The sequence below is a fragment of the Neomelitea salexigens DSM 19753 genome, from assembly GCF_000422345.1.
GTDB classification, from domain to species: domain Bacteria; phylum Pseudomonadota; class Gammaproteobacteria; order Pseudomonadales; family Spongiibacteraceae; genus Spongiibacter; species Spongiibacter marinus_A.
This window is the reverse complement of record NZ_AULP01000015.1, coordinates 12,169-29,307: the sequence shown is the minus strand read 5'-3', so window position 1 is coordinate 29,307 and position 17,139 is coordinate 12,169. Positions and strand designations below refer to the sequence as shown.

Below are 17,139 nucleotides of genomic sequence, written 5' to 3'. Positions count from 1 at the left end.
TATAAGTCGTATCGCGACGCCGAGCGTCGTTATTGTTTTAAAAATGAATGTGGTTTAGCGAATGTCCAGCGCCGGCAATGACTTCACAAGATCATCGACGGCTTTCATTTGCTGTAAAAACGGTTTCAGTGCAGACAGCGGTAGCGCGCTGGGGCCGTCGCATAACGCTTGATCCGGATTCGGGTGCGCCTCCAGAAACAGCCCAGCTAGCCCCTGGCTCATCCCCGCCCGGCCCAGCTCAGCAACCTGGTGACGGCGCCCACCGGAGGCCGCGCCCATCGGGTCGCGACACTGCAGGGCGTGGGTAACGTCAAAAATGAGCGGCGCGCCGCCACTGACTTCACGCATGGTGCGAAAACCCAGCATATCGACAACCAGGTTGTCATAGCCAAAATTACTACCGCGCTCGCACAGCATGACTTTTTCGTTGCCACACTCCGCAAACTTCTCGACGATATTCTTCATTTGCGCGGGGCTCAGAAACTGCGGTTTTTTGATATTAATCACCGCATCGGTTGCCGCCATCGCTGCCACCAAATCCGTTTGCCGGGCGAGAAAGGCAGGCAGCTGAATAACATCGCAAACCCTAGCAACCGGCGCTGCCTGATGAATTTCGTGAATGTCGGTGATCACCGGCACATTGAAGCTGCGCTTGATCTCCTCAAAGATCTTTAAGCCCTCATCCATACCGGGACCGCGGTAGGAGTGAATCGAAGATCGATTGGCTTTGTCGAAAGACGCCTTGAAAACATAGGGAATACCCAGCTCGGCGCACACCTCCACGTAGGCCTCCGCCACGCGCATGGCCAAGTCTCGCGACTCTAGTACATTCATACCACCGAAAAGCACGAAGGGCAGATCATTGCCCACATCCAAGCCAGCAACGTTGAGATGTTTATCCTGCATAGGGAACTCCGCTTGCAAGGCGGCGCGCATCCCGCACCACCATGTTGTTAGTTAGGGGCGCGGGCGCGATCATTACGCCTGCTGGTGCTTGAGGGCAGCACGCACGAAACCGGTGAACAACGGGTGGCCGTCGCGCGGTGTCGAGGTAAATTCCGGGTGGAACTGGCAGGCGACAAACCAAGGGTGGTCCGCCACTTCAACCACTTCTACCAAACTCTTATCGGCAGACCAGCCACCAATGCGCAGGCCATTATCCTGCAGAGCCTGAACGTAATTATTATTCACCTCATAGCGGTGGCGATGACGCTCGGTAATTTGCTCGGCGCCGTATATCTCCTTCGCCAACGACCCTTCGCTGAGGTGGCACATCTGAGCACCCAAGCGCATGGTTCCCCCCAGGTCGGACTCAGCATCGCGCTGCTCCGTTTCACCTTCAGAGGTCACCCATTCGGTGATCAGACCAACAACCGGGTTGGCACCATCATCAACGAATTCACTGCTATTGGCATCGCTGATACCCAGGACATTGCGCGCAAACTCAATAACAGCAACTTGCATACCCAGGCAGATGCCCAAGTAGGGGATGTTATTTTCGCGGGCGTACTGAACAGTGCGAATTTTACCTTCGACGCCGCGATTACCAAATCCACCCGGTACAAGAATACCGTCGACATCCTTCAGCGCATCAACACCTTCGGTCTCGATGGTCTCGGAATCGATATAGCGCACATTGACCTTAGTGCGCGTGTGAATACCGGCGTGCTTCAGGGCTTCGTTCAGCGACTTATACGCGTCGAGCAGCTCCATATACTTGCCAACCATCGCAATGGTCAGGCTTTGATCCTGATGCAAATCACCGTCGATAACACTATCCCACTCCGACAGGTCGGCCTGGGGGCAATCGAGACCAAAGCGCTCAACCACTAGGTCGTCCAAGCCTTCCGCAGACAACAGCGAGGGAATACGGTAAATGGAATCCACATCGCGCAAAGGAATAACCGCGCGCGACTCCACATTGGTAAACAGTGCAATCTTGTGACGGCTGCTGAGGTCGATTTCGTGATCTGAGCGGCAAAGCAATACGTCTGGCTGCAAGCCAATCGAACGCAATTCCTTCACCGAGTGCTGAGTTGGCTTGGTTTTGGTCTCACCCGCTGTCGCAATATAAGGCACCAGCGTCAGGTGCATCAGCATTGCGCGCTTGGCCCCAAGCTCTATTTTCAGCTGACGGGCGGCCTCGAAGAACGGCAGGCCTTCAATATCACCAACGGTGCCGCCTATTTCCACAATCGCGACATCTGCATCACCAGCACCCGCAATGACGCGGCGCTTAATTTCGTCAGTAACGTGGGGGATCACCTGCACCGTGCCGCCCAGGTAGTCGCCGCGGCGCTCCTTGCGCAATACCGTTTCGTAAACGCGGCCAGTTGTGAAATTGTTACGCTTGTTCATTTTTGCACGAACAAAACGCTCGTAGTGGCCAAGATCCAAGTCGGTCTCAGCACCATCTTCGGTTACGAACACTTCGCCGTGTTGAAACGGGCTCATGGTGCCTGGATCCACGTTGATGTAGGGGTCCAATTTTAGCAGGGTTACTTTCAGCCCACGCGCTTCGAGAATCGCCCCGAGCGATGCAGAGGCAATACCTTTGCCAAGAGAAGAAACAACGCCGCCAGTGACGAAGATGAAACGCGCCATGTGATGCCTATATATCGAGCTGGTAAGGGTGCAGGACTCAAAAAAGCGATGCTTTAAAGGCCCCTGTATGATGGGCGCTCAGTTTAACAGCATGGATCGACCTAGACAATGAAATTAGGCCTCTGAGCCAGGCGTATGCTCTGTTATACTGCCCGGCTAATTGCTTGCACATTCAAGGTCTTAGTTCTATGCAACCCATGTTGAATATCGCCCTGCGCGCCGCGCGCAAGGCCGGTGATCTGGTCGCCCGCGCCGCCGAGCAGATTGACCGCCTGAAAATTGAATCCAAGGGCGAGAATGATTTTGTCACCGAAATCGACCGCAAGGCCGAACAGGAAATCATCTACCACCTCCAAAAAGCCTACCCCGAACACCGCTTCCTCGGTGAAGAGGGCGGCGAAACCGGTAACCCCGACAGCGATTATTTGTGGATTATCGACCCCATCGATGGCACCACGAATTTCGTGCGCGGCATCCCGCACTACTGCATCTCGATCGCCTGCCTTCATCAAGGGCAGATTGAGCACGCCGTTGTATTGGACCCAATCCGTCGCGAAGAATTTACCGCCAGCCGTGGCCGCGGCGCCCAGCTAAATGGTCGTCGAGTCCGCGTGACAATGGCCGCCAGCTTGGAAGGCACCTTGATCGGTACCGGCATTCCATTTAAGTCGCGCAGTGAACAACATATCGCTGCTTACATGAAAAGCCTGGAAGCCGTCGCGCGCGAAACTGCGGGAATCCGCCGCGCCGGTTCAGCCGCTCTCGACTTGGCCTATGTTGCTGCGGGTCGCCTGGATGGCTTCTGGGAAATCGGCCTGAGCAAGTGGGATATTGCTGCTGGTGTGCTGTTGGTTCGCGAGGCCGGTGGCCTGATTAGCGACTTCCAAGGCGGTGGCAATTACCTGGAGAGCGGCAACATCGTGGCCGCTAACCCGAAGTGCTTAAAAGGCTTGCTGCAGGCAGTGAAGCCACCACTTGAGCACATTCGCTAGTCGCTACTAGCCATTTGTAAAAACCAAAAAGGGCGCTAAATGCGCCCTTTTTATTTGCCGAAAATGCCGCAATATTGCTATGGCAGTTCGTCCAGCTCTGCGCCCTCTTTCTCCGGCACCATCAAGTCCTCTGGACTGATCTTCATCGCCACCAACAAACTCGCAACAATAAATACCGAAGAATAGGTACCCACACCCACACCAACCAGCAGTGCCAGTGCAAAGCTGTGGATCATTTCGCCGCCCACCAGTGCCAGTGCTGCCAGCACCATTAAGGTGGTACCCGAGGTCACCAACGTCCGGCCAAGCGTATCGGTAAGCGAGATATTAATAATATCGACCGGAGCGTATCCGCGCATGCCGCGCAAGTTTTCGCGAATCCGGTCAGCAACAACGATGGAGTCATTCAAGGAATAACCAATAACCGCCAGCACGGCCGCCAAAACCGTTAAGTCGAAATCCCAGCCGACCAGCGAAAACACCCCCAAGGTGATGACCACATCGTGCGCCAACGCCAATACGGCGCCAAAGGCAAACTTCATTTGGAAGCGCATTGCCACGTAAATCAGCACTACAATCAGCGCCAGCAATACCGCTAGGCCACCTTGTTCACGCAGTTCCTCACCCACCTGTGGGCCAACAAACTCGATGCGACGCAGCTCCACATCGTAGGGGCTGTCCGCGCGCAGCGCCGACAACACTTGCTCACCTAACGTGGGGCTCAAACCCTGGGGCAGTCGTACGAGCACATCGGTGTCTGAGCCAAAATTGACAACGATGGCACTCTCAAAGCCATTGGTCTCCAGCGTATTACGCACCTCTTGCAGGGGCACGGACTCCTCATAGATCACTTCGATCAATGTGCCGCCGGTGAAGTCCAAACCGAAGTTCAGCCCCTTCACGGCGATCAACAGTATCGAGGCAAGCACGGCCGCCAACGAGAATGCCGCCGCCACTTTGCGGGCACTCATAAAACGGATAAATTTCTTTTCCTCTGACATCGGCCCTTCCTTATATTGCCAGTTTGCTGACACGGCGGCGGCCGTAGATCAGATTCACAATTGCACGCGTTCCCATGATCGCCGTGAACATCGACGTCACAATGCCCAATGACAGGGTTACGGCAAAGCCGCGCACCGGGCCAGTGCCCACCGCATAGAGGATCACCGCCACCAGCAGGGTCGTAATATTGGCGTCCATAATCGTGACAAAGGCACGGCCGTAGCCCGCGTTAATGGCGTGCTGCGGCGACGCCCCGTCGGCAATTTCCTCCCGTATTCGCGAGAAGATCAACACATTGGCATCCACCGCCATACCCACGGTGAGGACAATACCGGCAATACCCGGCAGGGTTAGCGTCGCGCCCAGCAGCGACATGGCGCCGACAAGCAACACAATGTTAAAGGCCAGCGCCACCACGGCGATAATGCCGAACACGCGGTAGTACACCAGCATGAACAACGCCACTGCGGCGAGACCAATCTGCACTGACAACAAGCCTTTGGAGATATTCTCTGCCCCGAGTGATGGGCCTACTGTTCGCTCTTCAACAAAATCGATAGGTGCTGCCAAGGCGCCAGCGCGGAGCAACAGCGCCAGTTCAGCCGCTTCACCAGGCGCATCCAGACCAGTAATCCGGAATTGCACACCCAGCGCATCGCGAATGGTTGCCAGAGAAATAATCTTTTTCTCATCGTAGGGAACGCGAACAACCTGCTCCTCCCCAGCGGCATTTGTTTCATAACGCGTGCGGCTCTTGCGTTCAATAAACAGCACACCCAAACGGCGGTTGATATTGTGGCGCGTCACCCGGTGCATCAATGCGCCGCCTTCGCTGTCCAGGGTAATGCTTACCTGAGGCATGCCGTTTTCATCGAAGCTGGCTTGGGCATTGGCAACGCGCTCGCCGGTGATCACCACTTCGCGCTCCAACCAAGCACTGGGCTCGCCGCGACCGGGGTTGCGGAAGTTGAATTGTTCCCGGTCAGAGGGCTCGGCGTCATAGCGCGCCTCAAGCCGGAACTCCAGGTTCGCCGTTTTGCCCAAAATTCGCTTGGCCTCAGCGGTATCCTGAATACCAGGTAATTCCACAACAATGCGGTTGCGCCCCTGTCGCTGCACCAAGGGCTCTGATACGCCCAATTCATTGACGCGGTTGCGCAGAGTGGTCAGGTTTTGGCCCACGGCGTAATCTTCAATCTCTTTGCGTTTTGCTTCAGAAAGCAGCGCCTCAAGATAAAACGCCTCCTCCCCTGCCGGAGCGGCAACGCGCTGGGCGGTAAGCTCGGTATATTCCTTGCGAATCACACTCAAGGCTTTGTCGCGATTTTCTTCGCTACTGAATTTGCCACGAATAATGCCCTGCTCCCCCAAACGCACAAAGCCGCGAATACGCTCTTCACGCAGCTTCTTTTTAATGCCTGTGCTGTAATGCTCCAAGCGGGTAGCAACGGCGGCGTCAGTGTCGACTTCAAGCAAAAAGTGCACACCGCCACTGAGGTCAAGCCCCAGCTTCATTGCGCCAGCCCCAAGGCTGTTTAGCCAGTCCGGAGTATTAGAGGCCATGTTCAACGCCACCACATAGCCATCACCCAAGGCGCGCTGAATTAATTTCTGCGCGTGCAGCTGGTCGTCGGCATGCTTGAGTCGCACCAAACCACTTTTGCCAGTAGCGTCGGCTTCAGCACCGAAATGGTCGATATCCGCTGCCGTCAACGCCGCCGTAATTTTATCGATCTCCCGGGCAGAAATTTGCGTGCCGCTGCTTTCACCAGAGACCTGTACCGCAGGATCTGGCCGGTACAAATTCGGCGAGGCATACAGTAAACCAATCCCCAGAACTGCCAAAATAAGCAGGTTCTTCCACAGGGGGTATTTATTGAGCATTGTTATCCACCAAAACCACCGCAACGGCGGTATCCATTTTTATAAATTTGATCGCCGGCTAGTCAACCCACACCCGCGCATTGCGGAACATACGCATCCAACCGCTATCTTCACCCTGATCAGCAGGTGCCCAGCTGTTGGTCACGCTGCGGAATACGCGCTCCGGATGCGGCATCATAATGGTGACACGGCCGTCATTGGAGCTCACGCCGGTAATACCCTGGGGCGAACCATTGGGGTTCGCCGGATACCGCTCGGTAAGCTCACCAGCGTTATTCACGTAGCGCAGTGCGACATTCCCCGACGACGCCATCGCCTCAAGCTGCTCAGCTTTCGCAAACTCAGCACGGCCCTCGCCGTGCGCCACCGCTACCGGCAGGCGCGAACCGGCCATACCGCTTAACAATATGGAGGGCGATTCGGGAATTTCAACCATCGCCACGCGCGCCTCAAACTGTTCTGAGCGGTTGCGCACAAAATGCGGCCAGTGCTCGGCACCGGGAATCAGCGAGTGCAAATTCGACATCATCTGACAACCGTTACAAACGCCCAGCGCGAAGCTGTCTTGACGGTTGAAAAACTGCTGGAACACATCCCGCGCGCGGGCATTGAACAAAATGCTCTTCGCCCAGCCTTCGCCGGCACCCAGCACATCGCCGTAGGAGAAGCCGCCACAGGCAGCCAAGCCTTTAAACCCGGCAAGATCGAGGCGACCGCTGAGAATGTCACTCATGTGAACATCGACGGCGGCAAAGCCTGCGCGGTCAAAGGCCGCGGCCATTTCCATTTGGCCATTTACGCCCTGCTCACGCAGCACCGCCAGCTTGGGCCGCTCACCTCGCTGAATATAGGGCGCCACAATATCTTGCTGAGGATCGAAACTCAGGTCGACAAACAAGCCGGTATCGTCCTCGCGCAAGGCGTCAAATTCCTGCTCGGCGCACTCGGGGTTATCGCGCAGGGCCTGCATACGGTAGCTCAACTCCGCCCAGCGGCGGTGCAGCGTCAACCGGTCTGCCAGCAGAATCTCGTCGCCGTTTAGCGAAACCTTAATCTGGCTGCCCAGAACAGGCACACCAATATCCTGAACCAAATCACTGAGGCCGTATTCGGCAAACAGCGCCATCACCGCGGCCAGATCACTGCGACGCACCTGAATCACGGCGCCCGCTTCTTCGGCAAACAGCTCAGCTTGCGGCGTCGCAGATCCCTGCAGCGCAATATCCAAACCGCAATGTCCAGCGAAGGCCATTTCCAGCAAGGTAATCAGCAAGCCACCATCAGAGCGATCGTGATAGGCCTGAATGTGGCCTGATTCCAAAAGGGCCTGGGTGGCATTGAAGAAGGCTTTCAACAGCGCGGGATCATCGATATCGGGCGCATCATTGCCCAGCTCCCCGCAAACTTGCGCCAGGCAAGACCCCGCCATGCGGCGCTGACCGGCACCCAGGTCAATGGCCAACAGCACACTGTCCTGCTTCGCATCCAGGACCGGTGTCACGGTCTTGCGCACGTCGACCACCGGCGCAAAAGCGGAAATTACCAGCGACATTGGCGCGGTAACGGCCTTGTCCTCACCCTCTTCCTGCCATGCGGTGCGCATCGACATACTGTCTTTACCCACGGGGATAGTCAGCCCCAGCGCTGGGCAAAACTCCATGCCAACTGCCTGCACTGTGTCGTACAGGCGCGCGTCCTCGTCACCGTGACCCGCTGCGCACATCCAGTTTGCCGAGAGTTTGATATCCGATAACCGGGCAATTCGCGTCGCCGCAATATTGGTGATCGCTTCCGCCACCGCCATGCGACCCGATGCCGGCGCATTCACCAGGGCCAGCGGCGTGCGCTCGCCCATCGACATCGCCTCACCCGCGGTACTGTCGTAACTCACCGTGGTCACCGCGCAGTCGGCCACAGGTACCTGCCAGGGGCCCACCATTTGGTCTCGATGAACCATGCCGGTAACCGAGCGGTCGCCGATGGTAATCAGGAAGTTTTTGCTGGCAATCGCTGGCAAACACAGCAGGCGATCCAGCGACTCTTCAACACTCAGCGCACAGTCGAAAGCCGGCTGAACCACGTCACTGCGCTGCGCTTCACGGTGCATTTTCGGGGGTTTGCCGAACAGTACCGACATCGGCAAATCAACGGGGTTGTTGTCAAAGTGACGGTCGCCGACACGCAGTGTTTTCTCTTCGGTCGATTCGCCCACTACCGCATACGGGGCGCGTTCGCGCTCGCAAATGCTTTCGAAGGTCGCCAGGTTTTCCGGCGCAATGGCAATAACATAGCGCTCCTGGGACTCGTTACACCAGATTTCCAACGGCGACATGCCCGGCTCGTCATTGGGGACTTCGCGCAGCTCAAAATCACCGCCGCAGCCACCGTCTTTCACCAGCTCAGGGAAGGCGTTGGACAGGCCACCAGCGCCCACATCGTGAATAAAGGCAATGGGGTTGTTCTCGCCAAGCGCCCAGCAGCGGTCGATCACTTCTTGGCAACGACGCTCTATTTCGGGGTTTTGACGCTGCACAGAAGCAAAGTCCAGATCGGCACTGGAGGACCCGGAACTCATTGACGAGGCCGCACCACCGCCCAGACCAATCAGCATTGCCGGGCCACCCAGGGCGATCAGCTTGTAACCCGCCGGGAATTCGTCTTTGACGACATGCTCGGCCTTAATATTGCCGTATCCGCCCGCCAACATAATCGGCTTGTGATAGCCGCGACGCTCTTCGCCGTCAGCGGTAACAATATTCTGCTCGTAGCTGCGGAAATAGCCACACAGGTTGGGTCGGCCAAACTCATTGTTAAATGCCGCGCCACCAATTGGCCCTTCAATCATAATATCCAGGGCCGACACTATGCGCTCAGGCTTGCCGTAATCCTGCTCCCACGCCTGCTCAAAGCCGGGCACCTGCAAGTTAGACACGGTAAAACCGGTCAGGCCGACTTTGGGCTTGGAACCACGCCCCACCGCGCCCTCATCGCGAATCTCACCGCCCGCACCCGTGCCGGCACCTGAGAACGGCGCAATCGCCGTGGGGTGATTGTGCGTCTCCACTTTCATTAACAGGTGAATATCTTCGTGATGAAATTGGTACTCCGCCGTTACCGGGTCGGGATAAAAACGCCCACCGGGGCTACCCACTACAACCGCGGCATTATCCGAATAGGCGCTGAGTACATTCTCTCCGCCCAGTTCGTTGGTGTTTTTGATCATCGCGAACAGCGACTTGTCTTGCGGTTTGCCGTCAATCGTCCAACTCGCGTTGAAAATTTTGTGACGGCAGTGCTCAGAGTTGGCCTGCGCGAACATCATCAGCTCAACATCGCTGGGGTTGCGCTGCAGTTCTTTGAAGCTATCGACCAAGTAGTCAATCTCATCCTCGGCCAACGCCAGACCCAGCTCGGCATTTGCGGCCACCAGAGCCTCGCGCCCACCGGCGAGCACATCTACGCGCTGCATCGGTTTGGGGGAATGCTGGCTAAACAATTGCGCGGCGGCGGGCACCGAGTCTAAAACCACCTCCACCATCCGGTCGTGAATAGCCGCCGCCACTGTCGCGCGCTGACTTTCACTAAGCGGTTGCGCACTTTCCAGCCGGTAGAGAACGCCTCGCTCCAGGCGGCGTAGCGTCGTCAAGCCGCTGATATGGGCAATATCACTGGCCTTGCTCGACCAGGGCGATATCGTGCCCGGGCGCGGCACAACAAAAAACTCACTGCCGCTTAACTCAGCCGGCGCCTCGCCTGAGCCGGGTCCATACTGTAGCAATTGCTCAAGTATTGTCTGCTGTTCTTGACTGAGTTCACCCTCCACGTCGGCCAAGTGCACAAACTGAGCACTGAGCGCCCTTAGCCCCGGAATCGCGGTGCGCAGGGTGGTCAGCAGTTTTTCAATACGGAATTCAGAAAGCGCCGCAGCGCCGGGAACGATCAGCATGCAGGTCTAGAACCTCGGTCGACGGGAATAAAGGCCGACATTGTACAGGAATCGCAGGGGAAAATTCAGGCTTATGGTGTGAACTCTGCAAGCCCGATACAATGATTAAATAATTCTGCGGAGCACAGCGATTGAGGAACACAAAAAACAGTCATTCGTGGCCCTTTAGACGCTTGGGCGTCTGGCTACTACTGCTGTTTTGCGGCGCGTGCTCTCCCCCGCAAGATGCCCTGGACACCATCCGCGAGGAAGGCGTTCTGCGCGTATTAACCCGCAATGGCCCAACCACATACTACGAAAGTCAGGGCAACCCCAGCGGTTTTGAATACCATCTGGTCAAGGATTTCGCCGACTACCTAAATGTCGAGCTGGAAATGATCCCGGTAGTCAGCCTGGACGAGCTATTTGAAAACCTCCACGAAGGTCGCGCCAATCTCGCCGCGGCGGGACTCACCATTACCCCGGAGCGCAGCGCGGCACTGCAATTCGGCCCCAGCTACATGAGCGTAAAGCAGCTATTTATCTACAACCGGACCCTTACCGACAAGCCCGCCGATTACGCCGCCCTGCCCGACTTGCGCATTCGCGTACTGGGCAACAGCTCACACGCCGAAGTACTGCGGGAATTGCGCGAGCAATACCCTTCATTAACCTGGAGCGAAAGCCGCGACCAGGAAACCATCGACCTACTTGAGCAGCTGCAGCAAGGTGAGATCGATATCACCATGGTCGACGCTAACGAATTTCACGCGAACCGGGCCTTCTACCCAGATTTTCGAATCGCCATGAGCGCTGGCAAACCGGGCAAGCTGGCCTGGGCACTTAGCAAGAATGCAGACAACATCTCACTGCAGCAGGCGCTTGAAAAATTCTTCGCAGAGATCAAGGCAAACGGAGAGCTGGACCGGCTGATCGATCGCTTCTTTACCTTTAATGAGCGCCAGTCATTTATTCGCACACAGACCTTTCTCAAGATGAAAGAGCAGCGCCTACCCAGCTATAAAGGCCTTATCGAGCAGGTCGCCATAGAATACGATATGGACTGGCGCTTTCTCGCCGCCATCAGCTACCAGGAATCGTTCTGGAATCCCAAAGCAAAATCCCCAACGGGCGTGAGGGGCATGATGATGCTCACCCGTCCCACAGCCAAAGAATTGGGCGTGGACAATCGCCTGGACCCACTGCAGAGCCTGCGCGGCGGCGCGCGCTACTACAAAAAACTGTATACCCGCCTGCCCAGCGGCATAGAGCCGCCGGACCGCAGCTGGTTTGCGCTGGCAGCCTACAATATTGGTCTGGGTCATCTGGAAGATGCCCGCATTCTCACCGAAAAAAGCGGCGGTAATCCGAACCTGTGGAGCGATGTAAAAGAAACGCTGCCGCTACTGCGACAGCGAAAGTGGTACAAACAAACCCGCTACGGCTATGCCCGAGGCGATGAGCCGGTACGTTATGTAGAGAACATACGCCGCTATTATTCGCTGTTGACCTGGGACGAACTGAATCGCTACCGCGTGCCGCCGCCGCGCATTGTTTCGGACTACTTGCCCAGCGGCCTCAACCGCGGCCTTGAGGCGCTGTAAACGTCACTCACGCCCGATGCGACGCTCTCGAGCGTAGCGAAAAAAACCGCCCTGTTCTTCACGTGCTATGGCAGCAGCATTTTCACCAAACATTCGCTCACGCAGCGCCGCTAGTTCGGCCTCTTTGGCCTCACCACGGTATTGCGAAACAAGCGCCTCGCGTTCACGCATGTATAGCTCACCCTGCTGCCAGCGCTCGTCGCGACGCTGATCCAACGCTTGCCATCGGTCCAGTGCTGCCTCGTCCATACCCATTACCTGCCTGAGCTCTCGCAAGGTTTGCCGACGGCGCTCGGCAGGCTGCCGACGAAGATCTGACTGCACGGTTTCCAGCTCAACAATACGATTGAGCAATTCGGTGCGCCGCGAAGCCAACAGCGCTTCAGCGTCATCGCCAAACTGCTCGCGCAAACTCTCGACAAACTGCTCCGCCGAACCCCGCGCCCCCAGCGCTGGCTGACTACCCAATTCGGAAAGGGCATCTGAAATTTTTTGATTGCGCAGCTCAGCGGCCCATATCTGCTCAGCATCAGCACCGAAGGCAGCGTAACGCTGCTCCCACAAGGCCTCGCGCCGCTCTGCAGCGGACATCGCCTGCAAGGCCCGGCGCTCCATAACCAACCATTCGTTGTAGCTCATAAGACTGAAGTACTTCGCCAGCAGTGCCTCGGCATGCTCAGGGAATAGTTGCCGTAAAAACCCCGCTATGCGCTGCTGCCAATCCTCTGGATAGCGTTGTTTTAAATAGGCGATCAACTGTTCAATCACTCGCAGCTGCGCATGCTTTACCTCAATAACCGGGGCAAAACGCTGTTGCATATCCTCAACGAATGCGGCTTCCTGCTCGCTCTCTGACGGTGCTTTACGAACAAGCTGGGGCGCTGCCGGCCCTTGCAGGTCCGCTAGGTCAGCAGCATTCGTTAACACGGGCTCGTCGCCTGACGGCAGCAACAGGCCCGCACCAATGAGTAACAGCCCTGCCGCGACAATAACGGCGGAGCCACGAGGGCTCCGCCAAAACGACTTCGATTCCGACATCTTGAAACTCCGAATTAATAGCCGTTATCAGCAATAAAATCGGTAATGGCTGCGTAAAACTCCATCTCATCAAAGGTGTCGGGTGGCACGCCTATTACGTCCACGTGATCTTGATTTATCTTCCAGGCGTGCGAGGTCATTTGCGTGCTATTCGGGGCATTCAGGTCGGCCACATAGCCGGTGTTAGTCTGCGTCCAAACGTAGTCAAGGCAGCCATAGCATTCCCAATACTCAAGCCGATAGCCCATTTGCTGAGAGTTGATGCCGACCAATCCATCGTCGTCATGGTCACTGGCATTGCCGTCGCCGGTCCCTAATGCGCCATCGCCATTGGCATCATAACTGGCATAGCCATCGCCATCGATCTCGGTCCACAGCTCTTTCAGCAGGTACAGAGCGGGGTTCATATTGCCGTTATCCTGCCCGGTCAAAAAACTCCGCGAGCGCTCGATATTCTCGCTACCTGCGGGGTAGTTTTGATTGAAAGCATAGGTGCCAGTGACAACGCCATCATTGGGGTCAAAGTCATGGTTAACCAGCTGTTTCAGCGCTGCGATTGCATCGTTGCCACCCTGGTAAATAGTGTTACCAAAATATTCCGCCAGCGTTTCCAGGACCGACTGAACACCTGGCTGCAAATTCAGCACATACTGTGCTATCGGCGATCCGCGATGCGGCGAAGAAATACTGATGCCATATTTAACCACTTTATAACCGCGGTTTTCTCGCAATAAGCGGGCCGCCTTGCGCAGGTCCAAGCCTCCCTGAGAGTGGCCAATAATATTCACGTAGCTGTGTCCCGAACTGGCCAGATAGCCCTCAATGTCCTGGTACAGCTCATAGCCTCGCTGCTCAGAGCTCGCAAAGGGCGTTACCGAAGCAACAAAAGACTCCTGCCCCGAATTAATATCGTGATTACAGTAGTACTCCCCCCACTGGCAGGTATCGAGAACAAAAACCCCGTAATCGTCGCCCCAGTAGTCATAGCCAAGAATGTCGTCAAAACCCGCCATACCGTGAGCAAAGACAATCGGATAGGCCGTTTTATTGGCGTCCCTTGCATGCGCCGGTAAAGCGACCAGAACGAGTAAAAGAGCCGAACACAAGGCCCGGCGGTTGAATACCTTCATGCTGCTTTCTCCATTTTTTTATTATGTTCACTCGCCACTAAGGCAAGCGCTCAATACGGCGCCGTTATGGCCTATTCAGCCGACGCCAACAGGCATGAGTAAGACACGGCGACAAGTAATCGCCGAAAACATTACCGAAAAGTAACATAGCAGCTAATTATCATTGAGCAAGTGCGGTGAGAAAAATTGTGCTGTTGAACACAATTTGCACCGTCCACCCGGTCTAATTTCAGCGATAAAAAAACCCGGCGCTGGGCCGGGTTTTTAGCGTACTCGTACTGACCTAGTGCCCCCGCCATTTGGGTGGGCGCTTTTCGGCGAAGGCAGTCGCGCCTTCAATCGCGTCCTTGCTGGCAAAGACTGGCAATGCGATATCATTTTGTTTATTGAACATCTCTTCCGATGACCACTCTTCCGACTCGTTCATAATCTGCTTACTGGCCAGTACCGCCATCGGCCCGTTGGCAGCAATTTTATCGGCTAACTCACGAGCAGTTGCCAGCGCTGCGCCCGCCTCAACCACGCGGTTTATCAGGCCGAGATCATACGCGCGCTGAGCGTCGATGGCATCGCCGGTCAAGGCCAATTCCATCGCCACCCGGCGAGGAATTTGCCGTGGCAGTTTTAACAAGCCACCCGCCCCGGCAACCAGCCCGCGCTTAACCTCGGGAATACCAAACTTGGCGTTACCGGCGCTCACGATCATGTCGCAGCTAATCGCCAGCTCAAAACCGCCCGCCAACGCGAAGCCCTCAACAGCGGCGATAAGCGGCTTGCGCGGCGGCGCTTCAACAAGCCCGGCAAAACCACGGCCTTCAATAATGGGCAGCTCGCCGGTGACAAAGGCTTTCAGGTCCATACCGGAACAAAAGGTTCCCTCTGCGCCAGTGAGTATCGCAGCGCGAATCTCATCATTGCTGTCCAGCTCTTCCATCGCGGCCGCAATCCCTTTGGCAACGGCCAAATTGACCGAGTTTTTTGCCTCCGGGCGATTGATGGTGATCAGCATCACCCCGTCTTCAACCGCAACGATAACTTCATTGGCCATAATCCACTCCCTATCAATCGTTATTATGTGCACTCATGCCGTGCTTGCTACTTACCATTGAATACCGGCTGGCGCTTTTCCAAAAAGGCGCCGATGGCCTCCGCGGCATCTTCACTGCCAAGGCAAGTGTTCTGCGACCGCGCTTCCGCCATAAACGTTTGCTGAAAACTCTGCGCCGCCGCGCCGCGCAACAGCGCCTTGGTCTCGCGCAGTGCGATCGGCGCTCGCTCGGCCAGGGCTGCCGCCCACGACTGTGCGTCGCTCAAAACCTTGTCGGCAGCCGCCAGCTTGTTCACCAAACCGAGCTCCAGGCACTGGCCCGCATCCAAACGCCCACCTTCAGCAATAAAGGCAAAGGCGCGTTGATAGCCCATGCCGCGCAATAAATTCCAGCTGGCGCCGCCGTCGGGTACCAAGCCAATATTGGTAAATGCCATCACCATGCTGCCGCTGTCGGCCATGACTGACAGGTCGCAGTGCATGGCCAGCGCCGCGCCAATACCAGCCATCACCCCGGGCACCGCCGCAATAACCGTCTGCTCCATTGAAGCGATCATTGTGAAAATAGGCAGGTATTCATCGAGCAGTTGCCGCTCGACACTCTGACCGGGGCCCGGGCCCTCAGACAAGTCTGCACCCGAGGAAAACCCGCGCCCTTGAGCGCCAAGCACCACCACGCGTATGGCGCTGTCCTGGCTGACCTCTTGCAACGCTGTCAGCAAGTCACTGCGCATTTCACGGGTAAAGGCATTGAGCGAGTCGGGGCGATTGAGAAGGATGGTGGCTACCGCTCCCTCGCTACTCAACATTACGGTTTGTCGGTCTGTCATGAATCTCTCCTGATAGGACTGAGGCCGCCATCGTTGCGACCCACAGCACTCACGCCCCCTGCTCTACCACCTGAACGCCCATTTGCGCCAGCGGGGCAGTCATACCACCCAGCTGTTTTGCCTTGTCGTTGGAGGCATTGCCATCGAGAGCGCGTTTATAAACACCCTGCAAAATGGCACTGAGGCGAAAGAATGAAAAGGCCAGGTAGAATACCCAATCATCAATAGCACTGATACCGCGGCGCTCACAGTAGCGGCGCACATAGTCTTTTTCGCTGGGAATACCCAGTGCTTCGCGGTCCACATCCCCCAAGCCGGGGATTGCGGCACTGCCAGGCAGGCGCCACTGCATACACTGATAGGCGAGGTCTGCATAGGGGTGGCCCAGGGTAGAGAGCTCCCAATCCAGCAGTGCGATAATATCGGTGCCGCCCTTGGCGAACATCATATTGTCCAGCCGGAAATCGCCGTGCACCAAACACACCTGGCCGTCATCCTCGGGCAAATTCGCCTCCAGATAGCTGATGAGGGTTTCTACCGGCTCCAGGCGCTCGGTTTCACTGGCCCGATATTGCTTGGTCCAGCGATCCAGTTGCCGGGCAAAGTAGCTGCCGGGCTTGCCGTAGTCCGACAGACCAACAGCGTCGACATCGACATTGTGCAAATCAGCAAGGAGCTGATTCATATTGTCGTACATCGCGCTGCGGCGCTCAGGGTCAAGCTCCGGCAGCGCGGCGTTCCAGTAAATGTCGCCGTCGAGATAGTCCATCAAATAAAACATGGAGCCAATCACCTGCTCATCCTCGCAGAGAATGCGCATAGTCGGCACAGGCACCTTGCTGCCGGCCAGCGCCGACATCACCCTAAACTCGCGATCCACCGCGTGTGCCGATTTAAGCAGCTTACCCGGCGGCTTGCGGCGCAGCACATAGGCTCCACTTGCCGCATCAATGCGGTAGGTGGGATTGGACTGCCCTCCGGGAAATTTTTCTGCGGTAAGTGGCCCGGAAAATCCATCGATGGATGTTTCCAGGTAGGCGCATAGCGCGTCGGTATCGAGATCAAAAGCTGCCATATTCCCT

The 17,139-nt window shown here is 56.5% G+C and carries 12 protein-coding genes; 2 read left to right on the top strand and 10 right to left on the bottom strand.

All coding sequences use genetic code 11. The features are described 5' to 3' along the window. Positions 1-54: 54 nt before the first annotated feature. Both kdsA and H573_RS0115190 read right to left on the bottom strand, forming a co-directional pair. The gene (gene kdsA, locus H573_RS0115195) at positions 55-906 is read right to left on the bottom strand and encodes a 3-deoxy-8-phosphooctulonate synthase (protein ID WP_027875022.1); all 852 of its coding nucleotides are present in this window, start codon (positions 904-906) and stop codon (positions 55-57) included. A 72-nt stretch (positions 907-978) separates the two neighbouring features. After that, a complete protein-coding gene (locus tag H573_RS0115190) occupies positions 979-2,604 on the bottom strand; it encodes a CTP synthase (RefSeq protein ID WP_027875021.1) in 1,626 nt (541 codons plus the stop codon). 188 nt (positions 2,605-2,792) lie between these two features. Here H573_RS0115190 and H573_RS0115185 point away from each other — a divergent pair, with 188 nt between their 5' ends. Next, entirely contained in the window at positions 2,793-3,596 is an 804-nt protein-coding gene (locus tag H573_RS0115185; protein WP_027875020.1) for an inositol monophosphatase family protein, read from the top strand. A gap of 77 nt (positions 3,597-3,673) precedes the next feature. Here the strand turns inward: H573_RS0115185 and secF are convergent, their stop codons facing one another. Genes secF through purL form a run of 3 tightly spaced genes read right to left on the bottom strand, consistent with a single transcriptional unit; the run spans position 3,674 to position 10,428 of the window. Continuing rightward, entirely contained in the window at positions 3,674-4,597 is a 924-nt protein-coding gene (gene secF, locus H573_RS0115180; RefSeq protein WP_027875019.1) for a protein translocase subunit SecF, read from the bottom strand. A gap of 10 nt (positions 4,598-4,607) precedes the next feature. Continuing rightward, positions 4,608-6,482 (bottom strand): protein translocase subunit SecD, encoded by a 1,875-nt coding sequence (gene secD, locus H573_RS0115175; protein ID WP_027875018.1) that lies wholly within the window; start codon positions 6,480-6,482, stop codon positions 4,608-4,610. A 58-nt stretch (positions 6,483-6,540) separates the two neighbouring features. Then, on the bottom strand, positions 6,541-10,428 hold the full coding sequence (gene purL, locus H573_RS0115170) for a phosphoribosylformylglycinamidine synthase (RefSeq protein ID WP_027875017.1): 3,888 nt from the start codon (positions 10,426-10,428) through the stop codon (positions 6,541-6,543). Between the two features lie 131 nt (positions 10,429-10,559). Here purL and mltF point away from each other — a divergent pair, with 131 nt between their 5' ends. Further along, a complete protein-coding gene (mltF, locus tag H573_RS0115165) occupies positions 10,560-12,011 on the top strand; it encodes a membrane-bound lytic murein transglycosylase MltF (protein WP_027875016.1) in 1,452 nt (483 codons plus the stop codon). A gap of 3 nt (positions 12,012-12,014) precedes the next feature. On the opposite strand, the gene H573_RS0115160 is transcribed toward mltF, so the two are convergent. From H573_RS0115160 to H573_RS0115140, 5 genes are all read right to left on the bottom strand, one after another. Then, positions 12,015-13,049, bottom strand: a complete 1,035-nt coding sequence (locus tag H573_RS0115160; RefSeq protein ID WP_027875015.1) for a hypothetical protein — start codon at positions 13,047-13,049, stop codon at positions 12,015-12,017. A gap of 14 nt (positions 13,050-13,063) precedes the next feature. Next, the gene (locus H573_RS0115155) at positions 13,064-14,179 is read right to left on the bottom strand and encodes an esterase/lipase family protein (protein WP_027875014.1); all 1,116 of its coding nucleotides are present in this window, start codon (positions 14,177-14,179) and stop codon (positions 13,064-13,066) included. 283 nt (positions 14,180-14,462) lie between these two features. Beyond that, positions 14,463-15,227, bottom strand: a complete 765-nt coding sequence (locus H573_RS0115150) for a crotonase/enoyl-CoA hydratase family protein (RefSeq protein ID WP_027875013.1) — start codon at positions 15,225-15,227, stop codon at positions 14,463-14,465. Between the two features lie 47 nt (positions 15,228-15,274). After that, the gene (locus H573_RS0115145; protein WP_027875012.1) at positions 15,275-16,057 is read right to left on the bottom strand and encodes an enoyl-CoA hydratase/isomerase family protein; all 783 of its coding nucleotides are present in this window, start codon (positions 16,055-16,057) and stop codon (positions 15,275-15,277) included. A 49-nt stretch (positions 16,058-16,106) separates the two neighbouring features. Next, positions 16,107-17,132, bottom strand: a complete 1,026-nt coding sequence (locus H573_RS0115140) for a phosphotransferase family protein (protein ID WP_027875011.1) — start codon at positions 17,130-17,132, stop codon at positions 16,107-16,109. Positions 17,133-17,139 lie beyond the last annotated feature (7 nt).